The sequence below is a fragment of the Verrucomicrobiia bacterium genome, from assembly GCA_035495615.1.
Taxonomy (GTDB): Bacteria; Omnitrophota; Omnitrophia; order Omnitrophales; family Aquincolibacteriaceae; genus DATJFP01.
Window position 1 is genome coordinate 46,847 of the sequence record DATJFP010000097.1, and the last position, 20,854, is coordinate 67,700.

Here is a 20,854-nt window from a genome sequence, read left to right on the forward strand (position 1 = left end):
GCATGACGACTTCACTTGATTTGATTGCCTCGGATCCGGGCTTCAAGACCACGAAGCTTTTCCGCGAGCTCCAAAAGAATCCCTTCGGCTTCATCGACGTCGGCGCGCTGGGCGGCATCCATCCCATCGTCGATCCCATCGCGGGCCTTACGCATGCCCTGTGCTTCGAGCCGGACGAAAAAGACTGCGAGGCCCTGAGGAACAAATACGCGGAAGCTTCTTCGTTTGCCCGCGTAACCGTGGAGCAGACGGCGTTGGGCGCGCCCGGCAAGGAAAAGGAAAATCTCTACATTTCGAAAGTCGCGACCAACACGTCGCTTCTCAAGCCTAACCCGCACTTCATCAGCCGTTACCAGGCCAAGAAATTTGAAGTGGACCGCGTGCTGCCCATCCAGACGCGCACGCTGGACAGTGTCCTGGCCGGCGGGAAAGACCTCGGAGGCAGAATGGGCGAAATGTTGAAGCTGGACACGCAGGGCAGCGAATACCGCATCCTGAAAGGCGCGGAGAAGCTTCTCGACAAGACTTGCCTCGCGGTGTGGTGCGAGGTGGAGTTTTTCGAAGTCTACGAAGGCCAGGAAACTTTTTCGGACATCGACAGGCTCCTGCGTGAGCATGGATTTTTGATTTACGGGATCTACCCGCATTACCGTTCCACCAAATCGCTGGACCGCAGCCAGTACACGACCGAGGAGCGGCTGATGTGGGCCGACGCGGTCTTCATCAAGGACCCGCTCGACTCGCGCAACCAAGGGCGCAAGTTTTCGGAGCGCGACCTCCAGAGTCTTGTCCTCATCGCGATGCTCACGCGGTTTTATGATTTCGCCCTCGAGCTCGTGCGCGGCCCTTATCCGGAGCCCGCGGACCGCAAGGCGCTGGAAAACCTGATCCTCACGCTCGCCAAAGTGGACAATTACGGCCTGAGGGACGACATCGAGCGTTTGAACAAGGCCTGCTCGAAAAATCCGGACCGGACGAACGTGCTGGTCGGGCTCTTTGTCTCGCGGCACCAGTCGAACAACACGGTGGACCATCTCCTGGACCGCGTCCGGTAGTTCCGCCCCTGCTCCGGCCCAGCCCCTCGGGCGGAGAAATTGAAGGAATCATATGAAACTGGGAAAAGTCTTCGTCGCCGGCGGCACCGGGCTCGTGGGAAAAAACATGGTGAAGCGCCTGGAAGCGATGGGCGTGGATTACCAGGCGAGCTACTACCAGTCCCAGCCTCTTTTTTGCCGCAGCAAATACCGCCGCGTGGATTTTCAGAAATTCGACGAGACCATGGAAGCCCTGAAAGGCGTTTCGGAACTCATCATCTGCGCGGCCGTCACGCACGGCGTGAAGAGGATGAAGGAAAATCCCGGCGCCGGCATCCTGCCCAACCTCAAAATCACCAGCCACCTGCTCGAAGCCGCGCGGCGCCAGAAAGTTTCACGCGTTGTTTTCCTGGGCAGCGGCACAGTTTACCAGGAAGCCGAGCATCCGATACGCGAGGACGACCTGAATCTCAATCTGCCGCCGTACGGCCTGTACCTGGGCATCGGCGGGCTGTCACGCTATCTGGAACAGCTTTGCTTTTTTTATGCGAAGCAGTTCGGCATGCAGATCGGCATTTTCCGGCTGTCGAATGTCTACGGCCCGCACGATCATTTCGGGGAAGACCGTTCCCACGTGCTGCCGGCGCTTATCCGCCGCGCGCTTAAAAAAGAAAATCCCTTCAAGGTGTGGGGCCGCGCCTCGGTGGTCCGCGATTTCATTTACGTCGAGGACGTGGTCGAGGCCATCCTGCGGCTGCTCGACAAGCATTGCCGCCCGGATCCCATCAATTTCAGCTACGGCAAAGGCGTCACGATCGGAGAAGCCGTAAAAACCATCCTGCAGGTCTGCGGCCATTCCGTGGCGCCGCAGTATGACGAAAGCGCGCCGACCGCCATTCCTTACCGCGTGCTGGACTGCACCAAATTCGAGCAGCTGCTCGGGCCGCTGCCGCGCACCTCGCTCGAAGAGGGCGTGCGCAGGACCGTGGCCTGGGCCGTGGAAGAAGACATTTTCAAGACGCGCGCCGCGAAAACGGCCCCGAAGACCCGCTACCTCCTGACCGGCGTATCGAGCGGGCTTGGGCGCTACCTGCATGAGAGGCTGGGCGGCGAGGGGCTCACGCGTGAAAATGCTCCGGAAGTTCTGGAAAGCGCGCGCGCCAAGGGCTGCGACGTCGTCGTGCATGCGGCATTCAGCGCGCCGAAGACCGGGCCTTCTTCGATGCTCGCGGCCTGCCTCGAGGACAACATCGGGCTCACGCAGAAGCTCGCCGAAGTGCCGCACCGCAAGATGATTTATATTTCCTCGATCGACGTTTATCCCAAGACGCCAGGCCCGCACAGCGAGGATGAGGACATCCACTTCCGCGACATCGCGGGATTTTACGGCATCATGAAGCTGACCTGCGAGGCTCTCGTCCAGCAGAAATGCCCGAACCATCTTATCCTGCGCTGCTCCGCGTTTTTGGGGCGGTATTCCCGCAAGGCCAATCTCAAGGTGATCGCCGAAGACCCGAAGCCCGAACTGAAGCTCCAGGCGGGCTCGCGTTTCAATTACATCCTCCATGAAGACGTGGCGGCCTTTATCGAATACGCGGTCGAGCACGACCTGCGCGGCATCTACAACGTCGCATCCAGCGGCGCGGTCACGCTTTCCGAAATCGCGGAGTGGGTTAAGAAAAAGCCCGTGTATGGCGATTACCTTTATGATTCCGGGGACATCTCCAACCGTAAAATTGCGGCGGTTTTCCCCGCGCTGAAAAAAACATCGCGCCAGGTCGCGGAACATTTCCTGGCGAGCGAATATTCTTATTCTTTTTAGGAGCCATGATGGACGAGAAGAAAATCAAAAAAGTGCTGATCACCGGCATCGCGGGTTCGGGAGGCAGTTATCTGGCGGAATACATCGTGAACCATCATCCCGGCGCCCAGGTGCACGGCATGGTGCGCTGGCACAGCGCCGCGGGGAAGGAAAACCTCGCGAACGTTTTGGACCGCGTCCAGCTCCACGAATGCGATCTCAACGACATGGTTTCCGTCCTCGAAGTGATGAAAAAGGTAAAGCCCGATGCCATTTTTCATCTGGCCTCGAACGCGAATGTGCGCGCGTCTTTCATTTATCCCCATGCGGTGCTGAGCAACAACATCCTCGGCACCTGCAATCTTTTCGAAGCCGTGCGGCTTACCGGGATCGACCCTTTGATCCAGCATTGCTCCACGTCCGAAGTCTACGGCCAGGTGGACCCCAAGAACGTGCCGATCAAGGAAGACTGCCCGATCCAGCCGTCCAGCCCTTACGCGGTGTCGAAAGTCGCGCAGGATTTTCTGGGGCTCACGTATTTCCGCAGTTACAACATGAAAATTATCCGCACGCGCATGTTCGCCTACATTAATCCGCGGCGCGCGGACCTTTTCGCCACGTCGTTCGCGAGGCAGGTGGCGCGCATCGAGGCCGGACTCCAGAAAGAGCTCAAGCACGGGAACCTCGATTCGATCCGCACCATGATCGACGTCCGCGACGCCATGGAGGCGTACTGGGTGGCGCTCGTGCACTGCAAGGCGGGCGAGACCTACAACATCGGAGGCAAGACCACGATTTCCGTAGGCGATTTTCTGGAGCTGCTCAAAAAGCACGCGAAGACCAAGATCCCGACGGTTCAGGACCCGGCACTGCTGCGGCCCGCGGACGTGACGCTCCAGATTCCGGACACGTCAAAGTTCAAGGCCGCCACGAAGTGGGAACCGAAGATCAGCTTCGAAGAAAGCGTGGTCAGCCTGCTCGAAGAATGGCGGCGGCGCGTGAAGCGCGAAGCCGCGGAGGCGAAATCATGAGCGGCCGGCCGACGTTCACGCTTTTCATGCCGACGATGAACGAAGTCGAGGGCATGAAGGCCATGATGCCGCGCGTGAATAAAGCCTGGGTGGACGAGATTCTGGTCGTGGACGGCGGCTCCAGGGACGGCACGCTGGAATACGCCGAGGCGGAAGGCTACCGCATCGCGCATCAGACCAAGACCAAAGGCATCATGGGTGCTTACATGGAAGGCCTGCCGCACGTCAAAACTGACGTGGTGATCGCGTTCAGCCCGGACGGCAATTCGCTTCCCGAGCGCATCCCCGCGCTTGTCGAAAAAATGAAAGAAGGCTACGACATGGTGATCGTGTCCCGGTATCTCGACGGCGCTAAAAGCGAGGACGATGATCCGGTGACGGCGTTCGGCAACTGGATGTTCACGACCATGATCAATGTCGCGTTCGGCGGTCATTATACGGATTCGCTCGTCATGTTCCGCGCGTGGGTCAAAGATTCCCTGGGTTCGATTTCGCGCGTGGAATTCCCGCGCGCCGGATTCGAGCCGCTCATGTCCATCCGCTGCGCCAAGGAAAAAAGAAAAGTCACGGAAATCCCGGGCGATGAGCCCAAGAGAATCGGCAGCGCGCGGAAAATGGACCCGCTGAAAAACGGCATGGACATCCTTCGCCTCATCGCGGCCGAAAAAATGGCGCGGGGACGGCGTCCATGAAAGTCACCCTCCTCCTGCCGACTCTGAACGAGGTCGAAGGCATGAAGGCCGTGCTGCCCCGCATCCGCCGTGAATGGGTGGACGAGATCTTCGTCGTGGACGGCGGTTCCACCGACGGCACGATGGAATACGCGAAGGAACAGGGATGCCGCGTATTGCGTCAGACACGCAAAGGCGTGCCCGGCGCATACCGCGACGCGCTGGAACACATCGACAGCGATATCATCATCACCTTCAGCCCTGACGGCAATTCGGTCCCGGAAAAAATCCCGGAGCTGATCGCCAAGATGAAAGAGGGCTACGACATGGTCGTTGTCTCGCGCTACATGCCGGGAGCGAAAAGCGAGGACGACGATCCGGTGACGGCCTTCGGCAACTGGATGTTCACAAAAATGATCAACATCCTGTTCGGCGGAAATTCCACGGATTCGCTGGTCATCTTCCGCGCCTGGAAAGCGGACCTGGTCAAAAAGGCGATCGAAGTGCCGCCGCGCGCGGGCTACGAATTGTACACGACGATCTACTGCGCCAAGCACAAACTGAAGACCGCGGACATCCCCGGCGACGAGCCCAAACGCATTGGCGGCGAGCGCAAGATGAACCCGCTGAAGAACGGCCTCGCGGTCCTGGGGCTCATCCTTTCCGAAAAGTTCTGCCCTCACCGGGGGAAACATGAGTAAGAAGAAGCTGCTGCTTTGCGGCGCCACGGGATTCATCGGCCGCAACATCCTGGAATCGCTTATCCGCAGTGACGCTTACGAGATTACCGCGGTCCATCATAAAAAGAATCCCCCTGACACGCTTGCGAAGGAAAAGAAGATAAAATGGGTCCAGGCCGATCTCACGCAGGCCGGCGACGTCGCCCGCGTCATCCCGGGCCAGGAAATCCTGGTGCAGGCCGCGGCCACGACTTCCGGCGCGAGGGACATCGTGACGAAGCCCTTTTATCACGTCACGGACAACGCGGTCATGAATTCGCTGCTTTTCCGCAGCGCGTACGAGAACAAGCTGAAGCACGTGGTGTTTTTCAGCTGCACGACCATGTACATGCCGCAGGACTCGCCGGTGAAGGAAGAGGATTTCAAAGGCGAGATGATCGACAAGTATTTCGGCGTGGGCTGGACGAAAGTCTACATCGAGAAGATGTGCGAGTTTTACGCGCGCCTGGGGCCGGCGAAATACATCGCGATCCGGCATTCGAATATTTACGGCCCGCACGACAAATACGATCTCGAGCGCTCGCATGTGTTCGGCGCGACGGTCGCTAAGGTCATGGCCGCGAAAGACAGAGTGGAAGTGTGGGGCGACGGCTCGGACGAGCGGGACCTGCTCCACGTGGATGATCTCGTGGATTTCGTGGAGCTCGCGCTGGAAAAGCAGGACAAGCCCTTCGAGCTTTTGAATCTGGGCTCGGGCGTTTCGGTTTCGGTGAAGCAGCTTGTGGAAGCCATCATCCGCGCGTCCGGAAAGAAGCTGGACGTTCATTACGATTTGTCGAAGCCGAGCATCGGCTTCAAGCTCAAGATCAATCTCGACAGGACGCGGAAAAATTTTGGCTGGAAGGCTCGCTTGGGGCTCGACGAGGGCATCCGGAAAACGCTTGAATGGTACCGTGCGAATTATAAGCCTGAGCCGGCGGTTTGATGGAAGCGATTATCCTCGCCGGTGGGCTCGGTACGCGCCTCGGCGCGTTGACGCGGGACGTTCCCAAGCCCATGGTGCCGGTGAAGGGCCGGCCGTTCCTGGAATACCTGATGGATTACTGGCGCGGGCAGGGCATCACAGGCTTTGTGCTGTCGGTGGGTTATAAGTCCGAAGTCGTGCAGTCCCATTTCGGCGCAAGTTACAAAGGCGCGCCCGTGCGGTACAGCGTGGAAAAAGAGCCTCTCGGTACTGGCGGTGGTTTGCTTCAGGCCCTGCGCATTTGTTCGGGCAAAGGGCCGGTGCTGGCGCTGAACGGCGATACTTTTTTTGCCGCCGGATTAAAGCCGCTGGCGGATTTGTACGGCAAAGCCAAGGCGGATCTGGTCATGGCGCTTTTTGAAGTGGCATCGCGTGACCGTTACGAAGGCGTCGCGCTCGAAGCCTCGGGCCGCATCAAAAAATTTATCCGGCGCGAAGACAAACAGCTTTGCCAGTTCGCCAACGGCGGCGTTTATCTGATCAATCCAGCGCTGGCGCAAGGCGCGCCGGAAGGGAAGGCGTCGCTGGAAAACGAATTGCTGCCCGCGTGGCTTTCGCAGAAAAAAGCCGTTTACGGCGCGGCGGCGCATGGAACCTTTATTGACATCGGAACGCCCGAGGATTACGCTCGGGCCGAACAAGTGCTGGCCCGGGGACAGGTCTAAGACCTGTCCCCATGAATAGGAAAGGAGTTCCCTTGAGCGAACGTATTTTGGTTACCGGAGGCGCGGGCTATCTCGGGTCCATCATGGTCCCGGAACTTTTGAACGCGGGCTACCAGGTCACGGTCCTGGACAATTTCATGTACCATCAGAACAGCCTGAACCATGTGTGCGCGAACCCGAAATTCGAGGCCGTGCGCGGAGACACGCGCGACGCAAAGGTGATGAAAGCTCTGCTCGCTAAAGCCGACGTCATCATTCCCCTTGCCGCGCTTGTCGGCGCGCCGCTCTGCGACCGCGATCCCATCGCGGCCACGACCACCAACCGCGATGCCGTCGTGAGCATCGTCAAGGCGCTCAGCAAGGAACAGAAAATCCTGATGCCCGTCACCAACAGCGGCTACGGCGTGGGCGAAAAAAACAAGGAATGCACGGAAGACTCGCCGCTCAATCCCATTTCGCTGTACGGACGTGACAAGGTCGAAGCGGAACAGGCGATTCTCAGCCGGCCGAATTCGATCAGCTTCCGTCTGGCCACGGTTTTCGGCATGAGCCCGCGCATGAGGATCGACCTTCTGGTCAACGATTTCACTTACCGCGCGGTCTATGACCGGTTTATCGTGCTTTTCGAGGCGCATTTCAAGCGCAACTACGTGCACGTCCGCGACGTGGCGCGCGTTTTCCTGCACGGCCTCAAGAATTTCGACAAGCTCAAGGGGCAGGCGTATAACGTGGGGCTTTCGGACGCCAATTTGTCCAAGCTCGAGCTCGCGCAGCGCATCAAGAAGTTCATCCCTTCGTTTACGATCATGGAAGCGCCTGTCGGCGAAGACCCGGACAAGCGTGATTACATCGTGTCCAACGCGAAGATCGAAAAGACCGGCTTCAAGCCGCAGCATTCGCTGGACGACGGCATCCGTGAATTGATCAAGGGCTACACCATGATCAAGAACACGATTTACACCAACATTTAACCGTTAGCATGGACGGGGACAGGCCTTGTGCGAATACTGAGGCGTCAAGCTTCAGAGAGCCTGCCGAAATCATTGGGATTTCGGCGCAGACCTGTCCCCAAGGCTTTGAATGCACACGGCCTATGGCATGCCGCAAACGCTTGCGGCGGGCGGTACAAAATTCATGAATCCCGACATCGATTTCACCAAACCCGATGATCTCGAAGGCGCATTCAAGGCGCTCGGCAGGAATGTGGCGGTCTCGCGCGGACATTGGGAAAGAGACAATGACTGCGAGGCGCGCGACCTGGCCTGGAACCACATCGATCAGATGCACCGGCAGCACATCCACGGCACTTACACGGACGCGCTCCGCTTTTTCCGCTCCCGCTCGAACGCCGTTTCGCTGACCCGCATGCGCATGCCGCTGCTCGGGATTCCTCTCTGGGTCGTGGTCAACGACATCCAGCTCGGCGAAGGCCTGTATTATCAAACGTTCACGCTTTTCAATCTCCTTCACGTGCACATGATCAACAAAATCAGCCCGCGGGCAAACAAGTCCCGCGAAGAGCTCGACTGGTTCGTGGTTTCGCATAAGCTTCTCAAGTTCCTGCACGCGCCGCTGACAAAAAGATTCAGCGGGATCATGCAGCTCCAAAGCGGGGAAGACGTTCCCATCCGCGTGCGCCGCGCGGCGCTGCGCGAAAAAGGGTATTCATTCGACACGGACAAGCCTGACATGATGAATTCCAACAAAGTGACCAGCGGCGTGATTCCTCCGAGGCTTTCCGGCGCGCAGAGGATTTCCCTGGATGGGCTCGAGGTTTCGGCGAGGCCGCACCGCGTGGCCGCGGGCCCGGTCGAATTTCTGGTGCTGCGCCAGGGCCCGCGTGACATGACGGTCTGGACCGAGGTGTGCCCGCATCAAGGAGGCCCTTTGTCGGAAGGGAGGATTTGCCAGGACCAGATCGAATGCCCGTGGCACGGCCTCAAGTTCGCCGGCGCGCGGCTTACGGAAGACAAACCTTACGGAAAGTTCGGGCGCTATGAATTGCGCCTCGAAAACAACACCCTGAGCATCGAGGAAAAGGAAGCCGCTGCGGCGCCGCGCCATGCCCTATGATTTCGTAATCGCCGGAGCCGGCATCGTCGGCCTGGCCACCACTTTCGAATTGCGCAAACGCCATCCGGGCGCGCGCCTGCTCGTCCTCGAAAAAGAACCGGAGCCGGGCCTGCACGCGAGCGGGCGCAACAGCGGCGTGCTTCACTCCGGCATTTATTATTCGCCGTCCACGCTGAAAGCGAAGATCTGCCGCGAAGGGCAGAGGCGCATGATCGCTTTCGCGCGGGAACACGGCATCGCGATCCGTCAGGACGGGAAAGTGATCATCGCCTCGCGCGAACAGGACATTCCCGTGCTGCACCGGCTCATGGGGAACGCGAAGGCCGGCGGGATCAAGGCCGAATTGCTCAGCGCGGACGACATCATGAAGATCGAGCCGCATTGCAGGCCTTTTCAATACGGCATCCATTGCCCGGAAGTCGCGGTGATCGACAGCCGCGCCGTCGTCCATAAGCTCGCGGAGCTGCTTACGGCGCAGGGCGTGGAAATCCGGTATTCGGAAAAAATCACCGGCGTCGACGAGGCCCGCAAAACCCTGCGCACGTCGAAGGGGAAGCACGATTTCTCTTATTTCGTCAATTGCGGCGGCGCCCACGCGGACAGAATCGCCAGGTTTTTCGGGCTGGGGCAGGACTTCGTCCTCGTGCCTTTCAAGGGAATTTATTATCACCTGCGGAGCGACCGGGATTTCCTCGTGAGGTCGAACATTTATCCCGTGCCTGATCCCGAGATGCCGTTCCTGGGCGTGCATTTTACGCGCGTGATTCAGGGAGGCGTTTATGCCGGGCCCACGGCGATTCCTGCGTTCAGCCGCGAAAACTACGGGCTGTTCCAGGGAATCCAGCCGGAAGAAATGGCGGCGATCATGGGCCAGCTTACGAAGATGATGTTCGGGCCGGACCCGATTTTCCGGAAGCTGGTGAGGCAGGAACTTTCCAATTACATCAAGTCTTACTTCGTCGCGCGCGCGCAGAAACTCATTCCTGAAGTCCGCTCCGAAGACCTGGAGCTTTCCGCCAAGGTCGGCATACGCCCGCAGCTGGTCAACCGCAAGACCCAGAAGCTGGAAATGGATTACGTGCTGGAAAAGACCGCGTGCTCCCTGCATGTCCTCAACGCGATTTCTCCGGCGTTTACCAGCGCCTTTGCGTTCGCGGAAGAGATTGTTTCCCGCATTAGTAAATAGGAGCTATGGGCATGGACGGGGACAGGTCTTTAGACCTGTCTCCATGGGCGTGAATGCATGAGGCCTGTTGCGAGCGCGCGGGCCTTTGCAGGCAAGCGAGCGCTTAATATCGCGGATCAACACGACTGGCGGATGACGAGCTCGGGAAGGAATTCTTTCTGCAAGGGTCCGACGGCGCTGCCTTCCAAAAGGGAAATCATCATCGCCACCATCTCGCGCCCCATTTTTTCCAGCGGCTGGCGGATTGTCGTGAGCGCGGGTTCCAGGTACTTGCCTCGTTCCAGGCCGTCATAACCGATGATCGCGACCTGCTCGGGGCACTGGATCCAGGATTCTTTCAGCGCGCGGATGGCGCCGATGGCGATGTCGTCGTTGAAGCAGACGATGGCGCGGGGCAGCGGCTTGACGTTCTGGATCATGTCCATCATTTTCAGATAGCCGTCTTCCTCGAAAAAATAATCGCACTTGCGGTAGAAAGACGGCTCGAACTCGAGCCCGTTCTGCGTGAGCAGCTCGCGGTAGATCTCGTAGCGCTCGCGCGCATCGAGTGATGCTTCGTCCGGGCCCTGCAGCATGCCGATCTTGCGGTAGCCTTTGCTGATCAGGTGACGGACGGCGAGCGTCGTTCCCATTTTGTTGTTGCAGTAGACGATGTTGGCCTTGAGCCCGGGCGTGAAGTCGTTGATCAGCACGACGGGAAGCGGCGAGCCTTCCACGGCCTCTTCGATGTAGCGGGGATGGATGCGCCAGGTGAGAAGAAGCAGCCCGTCCAGGTCGTGCTCCTTGAGAATTTTCTCGCTGGGATCGGCGTAGGCCTCGTCTTTGACCATGATCATTTTGAGGTCGTAATTCGTGTTGCGGAGGGCGTCGATGATGCCGGCATTGATGCGCGTGAAGTATTCGCTGCGAAAGATTTCCGGCGTGAAAGCGGTCAAGAGACCGACGGATTTTCTTTTTTTTCTGATCGTGGCAGGCATGAAGATATTTTCCGGTTGCAGACGCGCGGCGTCGGAGGTCATCACGTTCTCCTAGGGGACAAGGGACGACACTCTAGCACCGGGTATGCTGAAATGCCAGCGGAATTTAGGCGCTCAAAGAGATTCCTCCAAAAGCCGATGGATAAGGGGGAATAAATCCGGCCGCGGCGCGTCTGTTATAGTTAAGGAAAGAAAGGCACTTATGAAAAAGCTGAATTCAGGCTTCCTGGCAGGGATGATGCTCGCCGCGCTTTGCGCCGCTCCGGCCGGGCCTTCTTTTGCCGCCGGGGAAGACACGGCGATCGTCATCCGCGTCATCGACGCCAATACCATTGTCCTCAAAGGGGGCCAGGAAGTCCGTCTGATCGGTGTGCGCTCGCCTTCCGCCCTGGATGCGGATCGCAACAACGCCCTTGCCAAACAGGCCGGCCTCAAGACCGAGTCCCTTGCCGACGTGGGCCGCCAGGCTAAGGAGTTCGTGGAATATCTCGTGCAAGGACAGACCGTGAGGCTGGAGCTGGATCCCGGCCTTGCCTCGATCAATCACCGCGACCGCGAGGGACGCATTCTGGCCTATGTGTGGTTTACAACGCCGATCTTCGCGCAGGCTCCCGACTGGCTGGTCATGGATCCTTCTCCGAAAACGCCGCAGGACGCCTTTCTCAATGCCGCGGTCATGCGTGCCGGTTACGCCGCGCTGGAAACCGATTGGCCCTTTGCGTTCGGAGGAAAATTCCTGGCCCTTCAGGAAGAAGCCAAAAAAAGTAACCGGGGCATGTGGCAGCAGCGCATTTCCATCCCTCCGGCCCCGCCCGCTCCCAAGCCCGGCAAGCACTAATCCTAACCTCTTATCGCCAATTAGTTTACAAAAAATAATTTTCAACCCTCCGTTTGAAAAAGCCTTTTGCCTGCGGGTATACTTATCACAAGTCAAAGTGTGTCCTTAGTTAACCATTAACCCAGGCGATTTAGGGCGAGATGATCGTCAGTATTCTGGATCCTACCCATTACGCATTTAATCCTCACGCGATTCCGTTCCTGATCGTGGGCGTCCTGATCTCGGTTCTCGGAATTTTCGTTCTTGCCAGCGACCGGCCGTCCGCCAGCAGCCTTTCGTTCTGCCTGCTTTGCCTCCTGCTGGGCTGGTGGCTGCTCTCTTTTACCATGCTTTTTTTCTCCGTGCCGATCGCGACCGCGGTTTGGTGGGTCAAGTCCGCCAATGCCGCCGTCGTTTTTATTCCGTCGATGGTTTTTCTTTTTACTCTGGCCACGCTGGGGAAACTCTCCAAGCACCGGACCTTTGTCTTCGCCGGTTTCTCAATTTCCTGCTTCTTTCTTGCCACGGTCTTCATTCCCGGAGGACTCATTGCCGGAGCGGAAAAGCATTTCTGGGGAAACTACACGCGCTACGGGAAAATGATTTATCCTTTCCTGGTTTTTTTCGGCGCCATGCTGCTGTCCAGCCTTATTCTATTTGCCAGGGAGTACCGCGTCAGTTCGGGGGTGAAGAAAAAGCGGCTGCGCATTCTTCTATGGAGCTTCGGCATCGGCTATATCGCGTCCGTTGATTTCCTGCCGGCGCTCGGCATCGACATCTTTCCCTTTGGATACATCTGCGTTTTCATTTACATCGTGATGATGGCACAGGGCATCTGGCGGTACCGCTCTGTCGACATCAATTCTTCTTTTGCCGCGGACCAGATCATCAGGACCGTGGCGGATGCGCTGCTGGTCATCGACGGCAGCGGCATCGTGCGCGTTTCCAACGAGGCTGCCAACCGGCTTTTCGCGGCCGGGGAGTCGCTTGTCGGGGCGCCCATGAGGACGCGCGGCATCGCGTTTTTCAAAAAAGAGAATCTGGCGCGGCTTTTGTGTTCGGGAAAAGTGCAGCGTTCGGAAGTCGCGTTTCACGACCGGGACCAGGGGCATATCATTCTCGAGATTTCCACGTCCGTGATTTCGGAGAATTCGGGGGAAGGCATGGCGCTGGTCTGCATCGCCAAAGACATCACCGAACGCAAGAACGCCGAAGAAGCGCTGCGCAGAAGCGAAGAGCATTACCGGCTGCTGGCGCAGAACATCTCGGACGTCATCTGGATCATGGACATGAATTTTAAATACACTTTCATGAGCTCTTCCGTGTCGCGGTTCCGCGGCTTTACCGCGGAAGAGGCCATGGCGCAGAAAGTGGAAGAAACGCTGACGCCGGAATCCGCGCAGATTTTCATGAAGGCCGTGGCCGAAGAGGTGACGCGGCCGGAGGCCAAAGACAAGAACGGGCCGGCCTCCTGCACGCTGGAGCTGGAGTTCACGTGCCGGAGCGGTTCTTCGGTCTGGAGCGAGACCAAGATCACTTTCGTACGCAATGCCGAGGGACGGCTCACGGAAATCCTCGGTGTCGCCCGCGACATCTCCGAACGCAGGCAGGCGCTCAAGGCGCTCGAGGAAAGCGAAGACTGCTACAACGACCTGATCCGCCAGGCCCAAGATGCCATCCTGACGGTCGACCGGTACGGGTACATTCAGGCTGTGAATCCTTCGGCGGAAAGGGTGCTGGGCTACCAGGCCGCCGAGCTTACCGGGCATCATTTTGCGAAGATGGGAATCCTTTCGCCCAACTCCGTCGCGAAGACGCTGCAGGAATTCACGCTGACCATTCTGGGCTGGCAGCGACAGCCGTTCGACCTGCAGGTCCTCCGGAAAGACCAGCTCGCGGTCGCCATGCGCGCGCACGCGAAAATCATCCGCCGCGACAAGGACCACGTCAAAGTCCAAGTCGTCCTCCGGCAGATTACGGAAGAAAACAAAGGCCATCCCTCGGCCCTTTCCGCCTGAATTCCATGGAAAAATAATTTCTGCCGCGTAAGATAGGGCCCGATGTCTAAGCCGTCTAAAAAAATACTGACCTTCCTGCTCGCCGGCGGCATTCTGGCCGCGGGAGTTGCCTTTCAATCCCGGTATCAAGAACCCGCGCCGCTGCGGCCCGCGGTCCCCGTGCTGGCGCCGGCCGCCAGAACCGAAGGCCTTGGCGCTTCACTCCTCGCGCTTGACCGGAAGGCCTTCTCGGTCTTGCATTATGGAAAGCCTTCGCCGCTCGATTATGTGTTCGGCTGGACGACCTTTCTCGGCACCAAGGCCTGCCTCTTGGTTCTCATTTTTCTTTTCATGGCGATTTGGGACCCCTCCTGCCTTTGGCGGCGATTTGGTTTCGTGGCGGCGGCCGTGCTGATCCAGGAGGGGCTTGTTAATTTGACCAAGATGATTTCGTCGCGGCCGCGGCCGTTCATGGATTTCCAGCAGGGGGCTTTGCCCGGCATGGAGACGGTCCGCGTGCTTTTCCATCCGCCTACTTCGCAATCGTTTCCTTCGGGGCATGCGGCAGGCGTTTTTTGCGCGGCGTACCTTTTAAACCGCCTCTATGGCGGGAAGCTGCCTTTTCTTTACGTGCTGGCGGCAGTCATTGCCTTTTCCCGGATCCACATCGGCGTCCACTATCCCGCGGACGTCCTGGCCGGTACGGCTTTGGGGTTCTTGTGCGGGCATCTCTCGTGGAAGCTTTGGGAGCGCGCGAGGACTGCAAAGGGCCTCAAGCCGCAGGTGGAATAGTTTTTCAGGTTTTCCGGCCCCGGCCGATAAAAGAAGCAACCCAAAAGCGGTTTCCGCGAAAGGATTGATGATGCAAACCTTCAAACAGATGCGGGCTTACCTCGAAGCACGGTTCGGAAATGCGAGGGGGAACATCATTTGGTATCTCGTCGCGGGCCTCGCGGGCGTCGGCATTTTTTATTTGATCTATTTTCTCTTCTGGACTGAAATCAAACGCTGGTTCGTCCAGGGGCATTAAGACTCCCGATCTCCCGCGCCGCTTTCCGCATCATCCTGGCGAGAAGTTCTTTGGGCAGCCCCACGACGTTGCTGTAAGAACCCCGGTAAGATTCCACAATCTTCGGCCTGACCTGGATCCCGTAGGCGCCCGCTTTATCCAGCGAACCGGCCTTGACCGCGTAGTCCCGCATTTGCGCCGGCTTCCATTTTTTTAACCGGACCCGCGTCCTCTCAAAAGCCGTCCACGTTTTGCCGCTGGACGGATGCCGCAGCGCGATCCCGGAAAACACGTCATGCGTTTTTCCGGCCATCGCGTTCAGCATGCGTTCGGCTTCCCGCAAGCTGGAGGGTTTCCCGAGCACGCGGCCGTTGAAGAAAACGATGGTGTCCGCGCCCAGGACCAGCAGCGTTTTTTTTCGCGCTCCGGCCGGCGCTTTCGAAGGGAGGACCGCCCGCAGCGCCTTACCCCGGGCGTTGCGCACAACAAGTGCTTCCGGCCGCTCGCTTTTCCGGTGGGTTTCCCGATGTTTGGAAACGACCGCGCCGAATGGAATTTTTAAAGCTCTTAAATAGGATAATCTGCGCGGGGATTTCGAAGCCAGATAAACAAAAAAGAGTTTTGTAGAAAGGGCCATGATGAGGGCCTATTTATAGTCGATCCGGAGCGCCGATTCAAGAAAAACTCCAGTTCCAGGTCGCTCAATCCGCGGAGAAGAGCGCCGATAAAGGTTAAGCATGCTAAACTTTAAATCAGGAGACTCGAATGCGAAATAGCCGCGGATTTACGCTGGTCGAAATCATGATTGTAGTCGCCATCATCGGATTGCTGGCGGCGATCGCCATTCCCAATCTGCTGCGAGCGCGCCTGAATGCCAACGAAGCGGCAATTAAGCAAGACCTCCGCAGCTTCAGTTCGGCCTGCGAGATCTTCCGGGCCAATCAGAATCCCGTGAGATTTGCCAACAATGTTGCGGAGCTTTCCGCGGCAATCCCGGCATACGTCGACAATACGTGGCTTCTTAATCCGCGCCATCAGTATAATTTCGCTTACGCCGTCGGCGCGGCGAATGCGACGTATTCCATGCTCGCGGCTCCCATACCGAACGGCGGAATCAACACCTACTGTATTGATCAGAATGGCGTTTTGACCGGCTCGGTCAACGGCGCCGGCGCTCCGGCAGGCGCGGGTGCGGGCTGCAACGGCGGCACGCCTCTCAGCTGAACACGTTTTCCTTTTTTCGTGCTATAATCCCTGCGTTATGATCACACCCGAAGAGATCGAACAAATCATCGAGCGCGCCCTGCAAGGGGCGGTTGTCGGCGCCGTGGATATGACCGGCACTGCCGATCATTTTGAAGTCCGCGTTTCCTGCGAGTCCTTCCGCGGCAAGTCGCTGGTGGAACAGCACCAGATGATCAACCGCGCCCTGAAGGCCCCCCTCGAAGACGGCCGCATTCATGCTTTGAAGATCAAAACATCTGTCCCGCAACAATGACCTATTTCCGGAGGCCGCATGTCCGAAGACGTTTTTGAACGCATCAAGTCCGAAATCGCGAAGAACAAGGTGGTCCTTTTCATGAAAGGCCGGCCGGAGGCGCCTCAGTGCGGCTTTTCCGCGGCCACGGTCCAGATTCTCAAAAGTTTTCCCTACCCTTTCGCTTCCGTCGATATCCTGGCCAATCCCGACATTCGCCAGGCGCTTCCCCAATATTCCAACTGGCCGACCTTCCCGCAGCTTTTCATCAACGGCCAGCTCGTGGGAGGCTGCGACATCGTGCACGAACTGCGCGATTCCGGCGAACTGGAAAAGCTCCTGACCGAGGCCTTCAAGGGCGCCTGAGGCTTCTTTAAAAAGGCCTCAATGCCCGGCGATTCTTTCCGATACTGAAGGGTACGCAAAAGGGGAGTTTTGTCATGGACGTTAACGCCTATTTGAATTCCTGCCTCGGAAAAGTCCTCGAAATGAAAGGGCAGGACCTGTTCCTGAAAGTGGGATCGGTTCCCCGGACCCGCCTCGGCGGCGTGGTCAAGCCCATGCCCTTCGACAAGCTGAAAGACGAGGAGATCAGGGCCATCGTCGAGCACCTGCTGACCCCGAAGAAAAAAGAACTTCTCGCCAATAATCTCAGCGTCGACTTTGCTTTCACGCTCACGGGCCGCGAGCAGCGTTTTCGCTGCAACGTTTTCTGCCAGCAGGGCACTTATTCGCTCGTCATCCGCACGCTCTGGAAGAGCATTCCCAGCTTCGAGGAACTCAGGATTCCGCCCGTCCTCAAAAAAATGCCGCTCGAGCGCTCGGGCCTTATTTTCATCGGCGGCACCGTGGCCTCGGGCAAGAGCACGACATTGACCGCCATGGTCGACATGATGAACCAGAGCGTCGAGCGTCACATCATTACCGTGGAAGATCCCGTCGAATACCTGCATGAAGACAAGAAATGCATCATCAACCAGCGCGAAGTCGGGGAAGACGCCCATGATTTTACGAGCGCGCTGAAATACGTCGTGCGCCAGTCTCCCGATTGCGTGGTCATCGGTGAAATGCGCGACGCGGAAACCTTTGAATTCGCGCTGGCTTCCGCCGAGGTCGGCCGCCTGGTGCTTGCGACCGTCCACGCCAAATCGGTTGTGCAGATCTTTGACCGCGTCATGGGATTTTTTCCGCCGGAAAAGCGGGACCAGATTCTGGGCCATTTGTCGTTCAACATCACCTGCTTTGTCTGCCAGAAGCTCATCATGGGCAAGGACGGCAAGCTCGTGCCGGTGTTCGAAATCATGGTCGGCAATTACACGACGCGCCAGCTGGTGCGCGAAAAGAAATTCGATAAAGTGCCGCAGGCATTGCGTAACGCGGAAAACGAAGGCATGCAGACTTTCGACCAGGCCACGTTGAAGCTCTGGGAAGAGGGCGTCATCACGGCCGAAGAAGCCTTGAAGACCAGCGAACGTCCTCAGGAAATGGAAAACTACATGAAGGGCATCAAGATCGACGGATCCAAGAGCCGAATCCTGGGTTCGTGAGGCTGCCATGGCCTTTTTAGCCGCCGTCTGCGCGGTTCCTTTGGCCCTGCTGTTTATCTGGATGCGGTTCGTCGAACCGTACCGCTATCAAATCTCGAAACACCAAGGCAAAATCCGCAAGAACCTCCCTCGCGAACTCCGCGTGCTGCATCTGTCCGACATCCATTTCTCCAAGCCGGACGCCCGGCTATCCGCCTTTTTCGATCGCCTCGCCCGGGAGCCGTGCGATTTCGTTTTCATCACGGGCGACATCATCGATTGCATCGAAGGCGTCCCCGCATGCGCGGAGAACCTGGCCAAGCTCAAACCCGCCCACGGCATTTTCGCCGTCTACGGGAACCACGATTATTACAACTACCATCTTTCTGAGCTTATCCTCCACAATTTCCCGGGCCAGCGTTTTCCGAAGAACCACCAGCACGTGCATCTGCTCGATGCCGCGCTGCGGGACATCGGCGTGCGCGTCCTGAAGAACGAGACCGTGGAAATCGACTGGCATGGCGTCCCGCTTTTGATCCATGGCTTGGACGATCCCACCAGCCGGCGCGCGAACCTGCGCAAGGCCATGCAGCATTTCGACAGGGAAAAGGTGAACGTTTTGCTGACGCACACGATCGACGCGTTCATCGAGATCGGGCGCAACGAAATCGACCTCGCCTTTTCCGGGCATTCGCACGGCGGGCAGATCTGCCTGCCTTTCTGGGGGCCGCTTCTCACGCACACGATCATGGGCAGAAAATTCGCGTCGGGATTTCTTTCACATAAAGGGGCTTTGTGTTCGGTGTCGCGGGGGATCGGAACGAGCCGGTTCGCGCCGGTGCGGCTTTTGTGTCTTCCGGAGGCGCTGCTTATCAGCTACGCGACGCTGGACAGCCGGGGATCAAGTGGTGGACACGTGAACTAAAACGTAGGTCTGCTTGGTGGAGAGGTTCGTAAAAATTTCCGAGAGCGAGCTGAGGTCTTCCGCGCACGCGGCGCTTCCGCCGGTAATAGCCGAGACTTCCTGCAGGTGCTGGTACCCTTCGGCCGGATGATCCGGATCGCAGGTCCCTTCGTCGGTGGCGAAGTAGACGGAGTGAATCACGATCTTGTTGGCCTTGGCCCAATTAGCGTTCGCGACGCCCCAGGCCTTTCCCATTTCGACATACCCCGCCTCGACATTGTGTTTTACCGTGTTCCGGTATTCTCTCAGAAAATCGCGGTATTCGTCCGGAAGCGGGTCGCCGTACTGTTCCTTGAGGCTCGTCTCCATGTTGCGAACCTCGGTTTGCACGCTGTCACGCACCGAGTTTTCCTCGGGGCAGACCGGCATGGTGTCCAGGTCCGCGTCTTCCGGAGCCACCGCGCGCGAACAGGTGGGCGCGCCGTCGGAAAGCAGGATGATGAACTTCGTGTTGGACGTGCGCGTGGATTGCTCGGAATTGCGGATCCAGCGCACGGCAAGGTTGATCGCGTCGCCGATGTTGGTGTGCGTCCTTCTTTCTTCCGCCCCTCCCAAAACGGATCCCGGAAAGATCAGCTTCTCCGGTAAATCCCTGAAATCCCGTGTGGCGGCATCGGCTTCGGCATAAGTTTTCCATTGTCCGACCGAGTAGCGAAGCGCCTGCTGGATGACGCCCTTGTTGTTGCGAGTCGTGGACGTCAGCTCCACGGAATCCGTAGGGGAATAAGGGGCGAAGGCATTGCTGGCGAAGACGAGAAGCCCCATCTGCACCAGACTGTTGAAAAGGCGGTTGCCATCCAGAAGGCTGTGATCGATCGCGTAAGTGACGTCCCAAAGCGGCTGCGGCTTCACGTAACCGTCATCCACGGGGCCCATGACGGTGTCCGCTTCAATTGTATTCATGCAGTCTCCCACGACGTTGGTCGTGGCGGCGTAATGAAACCATCGGTCCTGCGTGGTCGGAAGCGCGGGCCAGGTGCAGACGTCCGTCGGTTTGTAGCTGCGGTTGTCCATCGAGGCCGACTGGTCGAGTGCGAAAACCGCCTTCATGGGCGCGAAGCTTGCGATGGATTCCGTGACCAGGATGAAATTCGAAACAAGATTGTCCCCGAGAATCCGGGCAAACCTGAAAGTGAACGGCTGGTTGGGGCCGTCGCCGATGCGGACACGCGTCCGGATCGCGTTGATGATTTTGTCCGGATCATTCAGCTGGCTGTCCGGATAACCGGTGAAGGTCTTGGCGTCGTGATCATAATATCCGAAAATAATATCGCCCTCCGGGTTGTCCGGATTCGTGATTTCAGAAGTGTCGACCACGATGCTGCTGTTGCTCCGGGTCGAATTCTGCCGGGCGGTGACCGCGGCGGCCTGGCGGATAGCGGAGAAATCGATGCTTTCCTGGCTTTTCGAAAAACGTTTGATCGCGGCAAGCGACGCGAAGTCCGCGGCGTTCCGGCTCTCGGTACGCACAAGGTAGGCCATGCCCACATCGGTAGACAGTACGGCAATGCCGATGAGCGGAATGGCCATCAAGGCGGAAGTGACGAGGATTGAGCCTTTTTGGGAGCGCATCCTGCGGAGGCGCTGAAGAAGCGGCTTCATATGACAACTATAACATCGTGTCCTAAGTCTTGCTACGGCCGCCGGATAGAAAAAATCCAAACTCCCACAACTATCATAAAACCTTGAAAATAAGACCTATCCCGGGGTTATTTCTGGGGTTAGATCAATGCTCGCCGCCGCCGCCGAAGAAAATCGAATCATCGATAGAAGCCGACACGGACAGGGAGGTCGAGATCGAGGCCCGGATTGAAACAGACTGGGAGGTGGACTGCGACGTGGACGAAGCCGTCGAAGCGGATTTCGACTGGGACACGGACGTCGAGTTGGACTGACTTTGCGAGGCTGAGGTCGAATCCGAA

The 20,854-nt window shown here is 58.1% G+C and carries 23 protein-coding genes; 20 read left to right on the top strand and 3 right to left on the bottom strand.

Annotation, left to right across the window (positions count from 1 at the left end; translation table 11 throughout):
• Positions 1–2 precede the first annotated feature (2 nt).
• From VL688_12400 to lhgO, 10 genes are all read left to right on the top strand, one after another.
• On the top strand, positions 3–1,055 hold the full coding sequence (locus VL688_12400) for an FkbM family methyltransferase (GenBank protein ID HTL48852.1): 1,053 nt from the start codon (positions 3–5) through the stop codon (positions 1,053–1,055).
• 52 nt (positions 1,056–1,107) lie between these two features.
• Positions 1,108–2,856, top strand: a complete 1,749-nt coding sequence (locus VL688_12405) for an NAD(P)-dependent oxidoreductase (protein ID HTL48853.1) — start codon at positions 1,108–1,110, stop codon at positions 2,854–2,856.
• 8 nt (positions 2,857–2,864) lie between these two features.
• On the top strand, positions 2,865–3,866 hold the full coding sequence (locus tag VL688_12410) for a GDP-mannose 4,6-dehydratase (protein HTL48854.1): 1,002 nt from the start codon (positions 2,865–2,867) through the stop codon (positions 3,864–3,866).
• Entirely contained in the window at positions 3,863–4,558 is a 696-nt protein-coding gene (locus tag VL688_12415) for a glycosyltransferase family 2 protein (GenBank protein HTL48855.1), read from the top strand. Before VL688_12410 ends, VL688_12415 begins: the two co-directional genes overlap by 4 nt.
• Entirely contained in the window at positions 4,555–5,238 is a 684-nt protein-coding gene (locus tag VL688_12420; GenBank protein HTL48856.1) for a glycosyltransferase family 2 protein, read from the top strand. The genes VL688_12415 and VL688_12420 overlap by 4 nt, the downstream gene beginning before the upstream one ends.
• Entirely contained in the window at positions 5,231–6,202 is a 972-nt protein-coding gene (locus VL688_12425) for an NAD-dependent epimerase/dehydratase family protein (protein ID HTL48857.1), read from the top strand. Before VL688_12420 ends, VL688_12425 begins: the two co-directional genes overlap by 8 nt.
• Positions 6,202–6,906, top strand: coding sequence for a nucleotidyltransferase family protein (locus tag VL688_12430; protein ID HTL48858.1), 705 nt, complete (start codon positions 6,202–6,204; stop codon positions 6,904–6,906). Before VL688_12425 ends, VL688_12430 begins: the two co-directional genes overlap by 1 nt.
• 32 nt (positions 6,907–6,938) lie before the next feature.
• Positions 6,939–7,877 (top strand): NAD-dependent epimerase/dehydratase, encoded by a 939-nt coding sequence (locus VL688_12435; GenBank protein ID HTL48859.1) that lies wholly within the window; start codon positions 6,939–6,941, stop codon positions 7,875–7,877.
• A gap of 109 nt (positions 7,878–7,986) precedes the next feature.
• Positions 7,987–8,979 (top strand): Rieske (2Fe-2S) protein, encoded by a 993-nt coding sequence (locus VL688_12440; protein ID HTL48860.1) that lies wholly within the window; start codon positions 7,987–7,989, stop codon positions 8,977–8,979.
• On the top strand, positions 8,969–10,165 hold the full coding sequence (gene lhgO / locus VL688_12445; protein HTL48861.1) for an L-2-hydroxyglutarate oxidase: 1,197 nt from the start codon (positions 8,969–8,971) through the stop codon (positions 10,163–10,165). Before VL688_12440 ends, lhgO begins: the two co-directional genes overlap by 11 nt.
• A gap of 116 nt (positions 10,166–10,281) precedes the next feature.
• Here the strand turns inward: lhgO and VL688_12450 are convergent, their stop codons facing one another.
• Positions 10,282–11,184 carry a substrate-binding domain-containing protein gene (locus tag VL688_12450; GenBank protein HTL48862.1) on the bottom strand — a complete coding sequence of 301 codons (903 nt, stop codon included), beginning with the start codon at positions 11,182–11,184 and terminating at the stop codon, positions 10,282–10,284.
• A 160-nt stretch (positions 11,185–11,344) separates the two neighbouring features.
• Here VL688_12450 and VL688_12455 point away from each other — a divergent pair, with 160 nt between their 5' ends.
• The 4 genes from VL688_12455 (at position 11,345) to VL688_12470 (ending at position 14,986) form a co-directional block, all read left to right on the top strand.
• Entirely contained in the window at positions 11,345–11,980 is a 636-nt protein-coding gene (locus VL688_12455) for a thermonuclease family protein (protein ID HTL48863.1), read from the top strand.
• A 140-nt stretch (positions 11,981–12,120) separates the two neighbouring features.
• Positions 12,121–13,977 carry a PAS domain S-box protein gene (locus VL688_12460; GenBank protein HTL48864.1) on the top strand — a complete coding sequence of 619 codons (1,857 nt, stop codon included), beginning with the start codon at positions 12,121–12,123 and terminating at the stop codon, positions 13,975–13,977.
• 42 nt (positions 13,978–14,019) lie between these two features.
• Positions 14,020–14,748 carry a phosphatase PAP2 family protein gene (locus VL688_12465; protein HTL48865.1) on the top strand — a complete coding sequence of 243 codons (729 nt, stop codon included), beginning with the start codon at positions 14,020–14,022 and terminating at the stop codon, positions 14,746–14,748.
• A gap of 70 nt (positions 14,749–14,818) precedes the next feature.
• On the top strand, positions 14,819–14,986 hold the full coding sequence (locus VL688_12470) for a hypothetical protein (protein HTL48866.1): 168 nt from the start codon (positions 14,819–14,821) through the stop codon (positions 14,984–14,986).
• Here VL688_12470 and VL688_12475 read toward each other — a convergent pair.
• Entirely contained in the window at positions 14,958–15,602 is a 645-nt protein-coding gene (locus VL688_12475; protein HTL48867.1) for a nucleoside triphosphate pyrophosphatase, read from the bottom strand. The genes VL688_12470 and VL688_12475 overlap by 29 nt on opposite strands.
• A gap of 128 nt (positions 15,603–15,730) precedes the next feature.
• Here VL688_12475 and VL688_12480 point away from each other — a divergent pair, with 128 nt between their 5' ends.
• The 5 genes from VL688_12480 (at position 15,731) to VL688_12500 (ending at position 18,893) form a co-directional block, all read left to right on the top strand.
• Positions 15,731–16,189: a prepilin-type N-terminal cleavage/methylation domain-containing protein gene (locus VL688_12480; protein ID HTL48868.1), complete on the top strand. Its 459-nt coding sequence runs from the start codon at positions 15,731–15,733 to the stop codon at positions 16,187–16,189.
• Positions 16,190–16,226: 37 nt separating this feature from the next.
• Positions 16,227–16,463 carry a BolA/IbaG family iron-sulfur metabolism protein gene (locus VL688_12485; protein ID HTL48869.1) on the top strand — a complete coding sequence of 79 codons (237 nt, stop codon included), beginning with the start codon at positions 16,227–16,229 and terminating at the stop codon, positions 16,461–16,463.
• Positions 16,464–16,481: 18 nt separating this feature from the next.
• Positions 16,482–16,808 carry a Grx4 family monothiol glutaredoxin gene (gene grxD, locus VL688_12490; protein ID HTL48870.1) on the top strand — a complete coding sequence of 109 codons (327 nt, stop codon included), beginning with the start codon at positions 16,482–16,484 and terminating at the stop codon, positions 16,806–16,808.
• A gap of 74 nt (positions 16,809–16,882) precedes the next feature.
• Positions 16,883–17,989, top strand: coding sequence for a PilT/PilU family type 4a pilus ATPase (locus VL688_12495; protein ID HTL48871.1), 1,107 nt, complete (start codon positions 16,883–16,885; stop codon positions 17,987–17,989).
• Between the two features lie 7 nt (positions 17,990–17,996).
• Positions 17,997–18,893, top strand: a complete 897-nt coding sequence (locus VL688_12500) for a metallophosphoesterase (protein HTL48872.1) — start codon at positions 17,997–17,999, stop codon at positions 18,891–18,893.
• On the opposite strand, the gene VL688_12505 is transcribed toward VL688_12500, so the two are convergent.
• On the bottom strand, positions 18,870–20,534 hold the full coding sequence (locus VL688_12505) for a Tad domain-containing protein (GenBank protein ID HTL48873.1): 1,665 nt from the start codon (positions 20,532–20,534) through the stop codon (positions 18,870–18,872). The two genes, VL688_12500 and VL688_12505, sit on opposite strands and share 24 nt — an antisense overlap.
• Before the next feature lie 83 nt (positions 20,535–20,617).
• Here VL688_12505 and VL688_12510 point away from each other — a divergent pair, with 83 nt between their 5' ends.
• Positions 20,618–20,827, top strand: a complete 210-nt coding sequence (locus tag VL688_12510) for a hypothetical protein (GenBank protein HTL48874.1) — start codon at positions 20,618–20,620, stop codon at positions 20,825–20,827.
• The last annotated feature ends 27 nt before the right edge of the window (positions 20,828–20,854 follow it).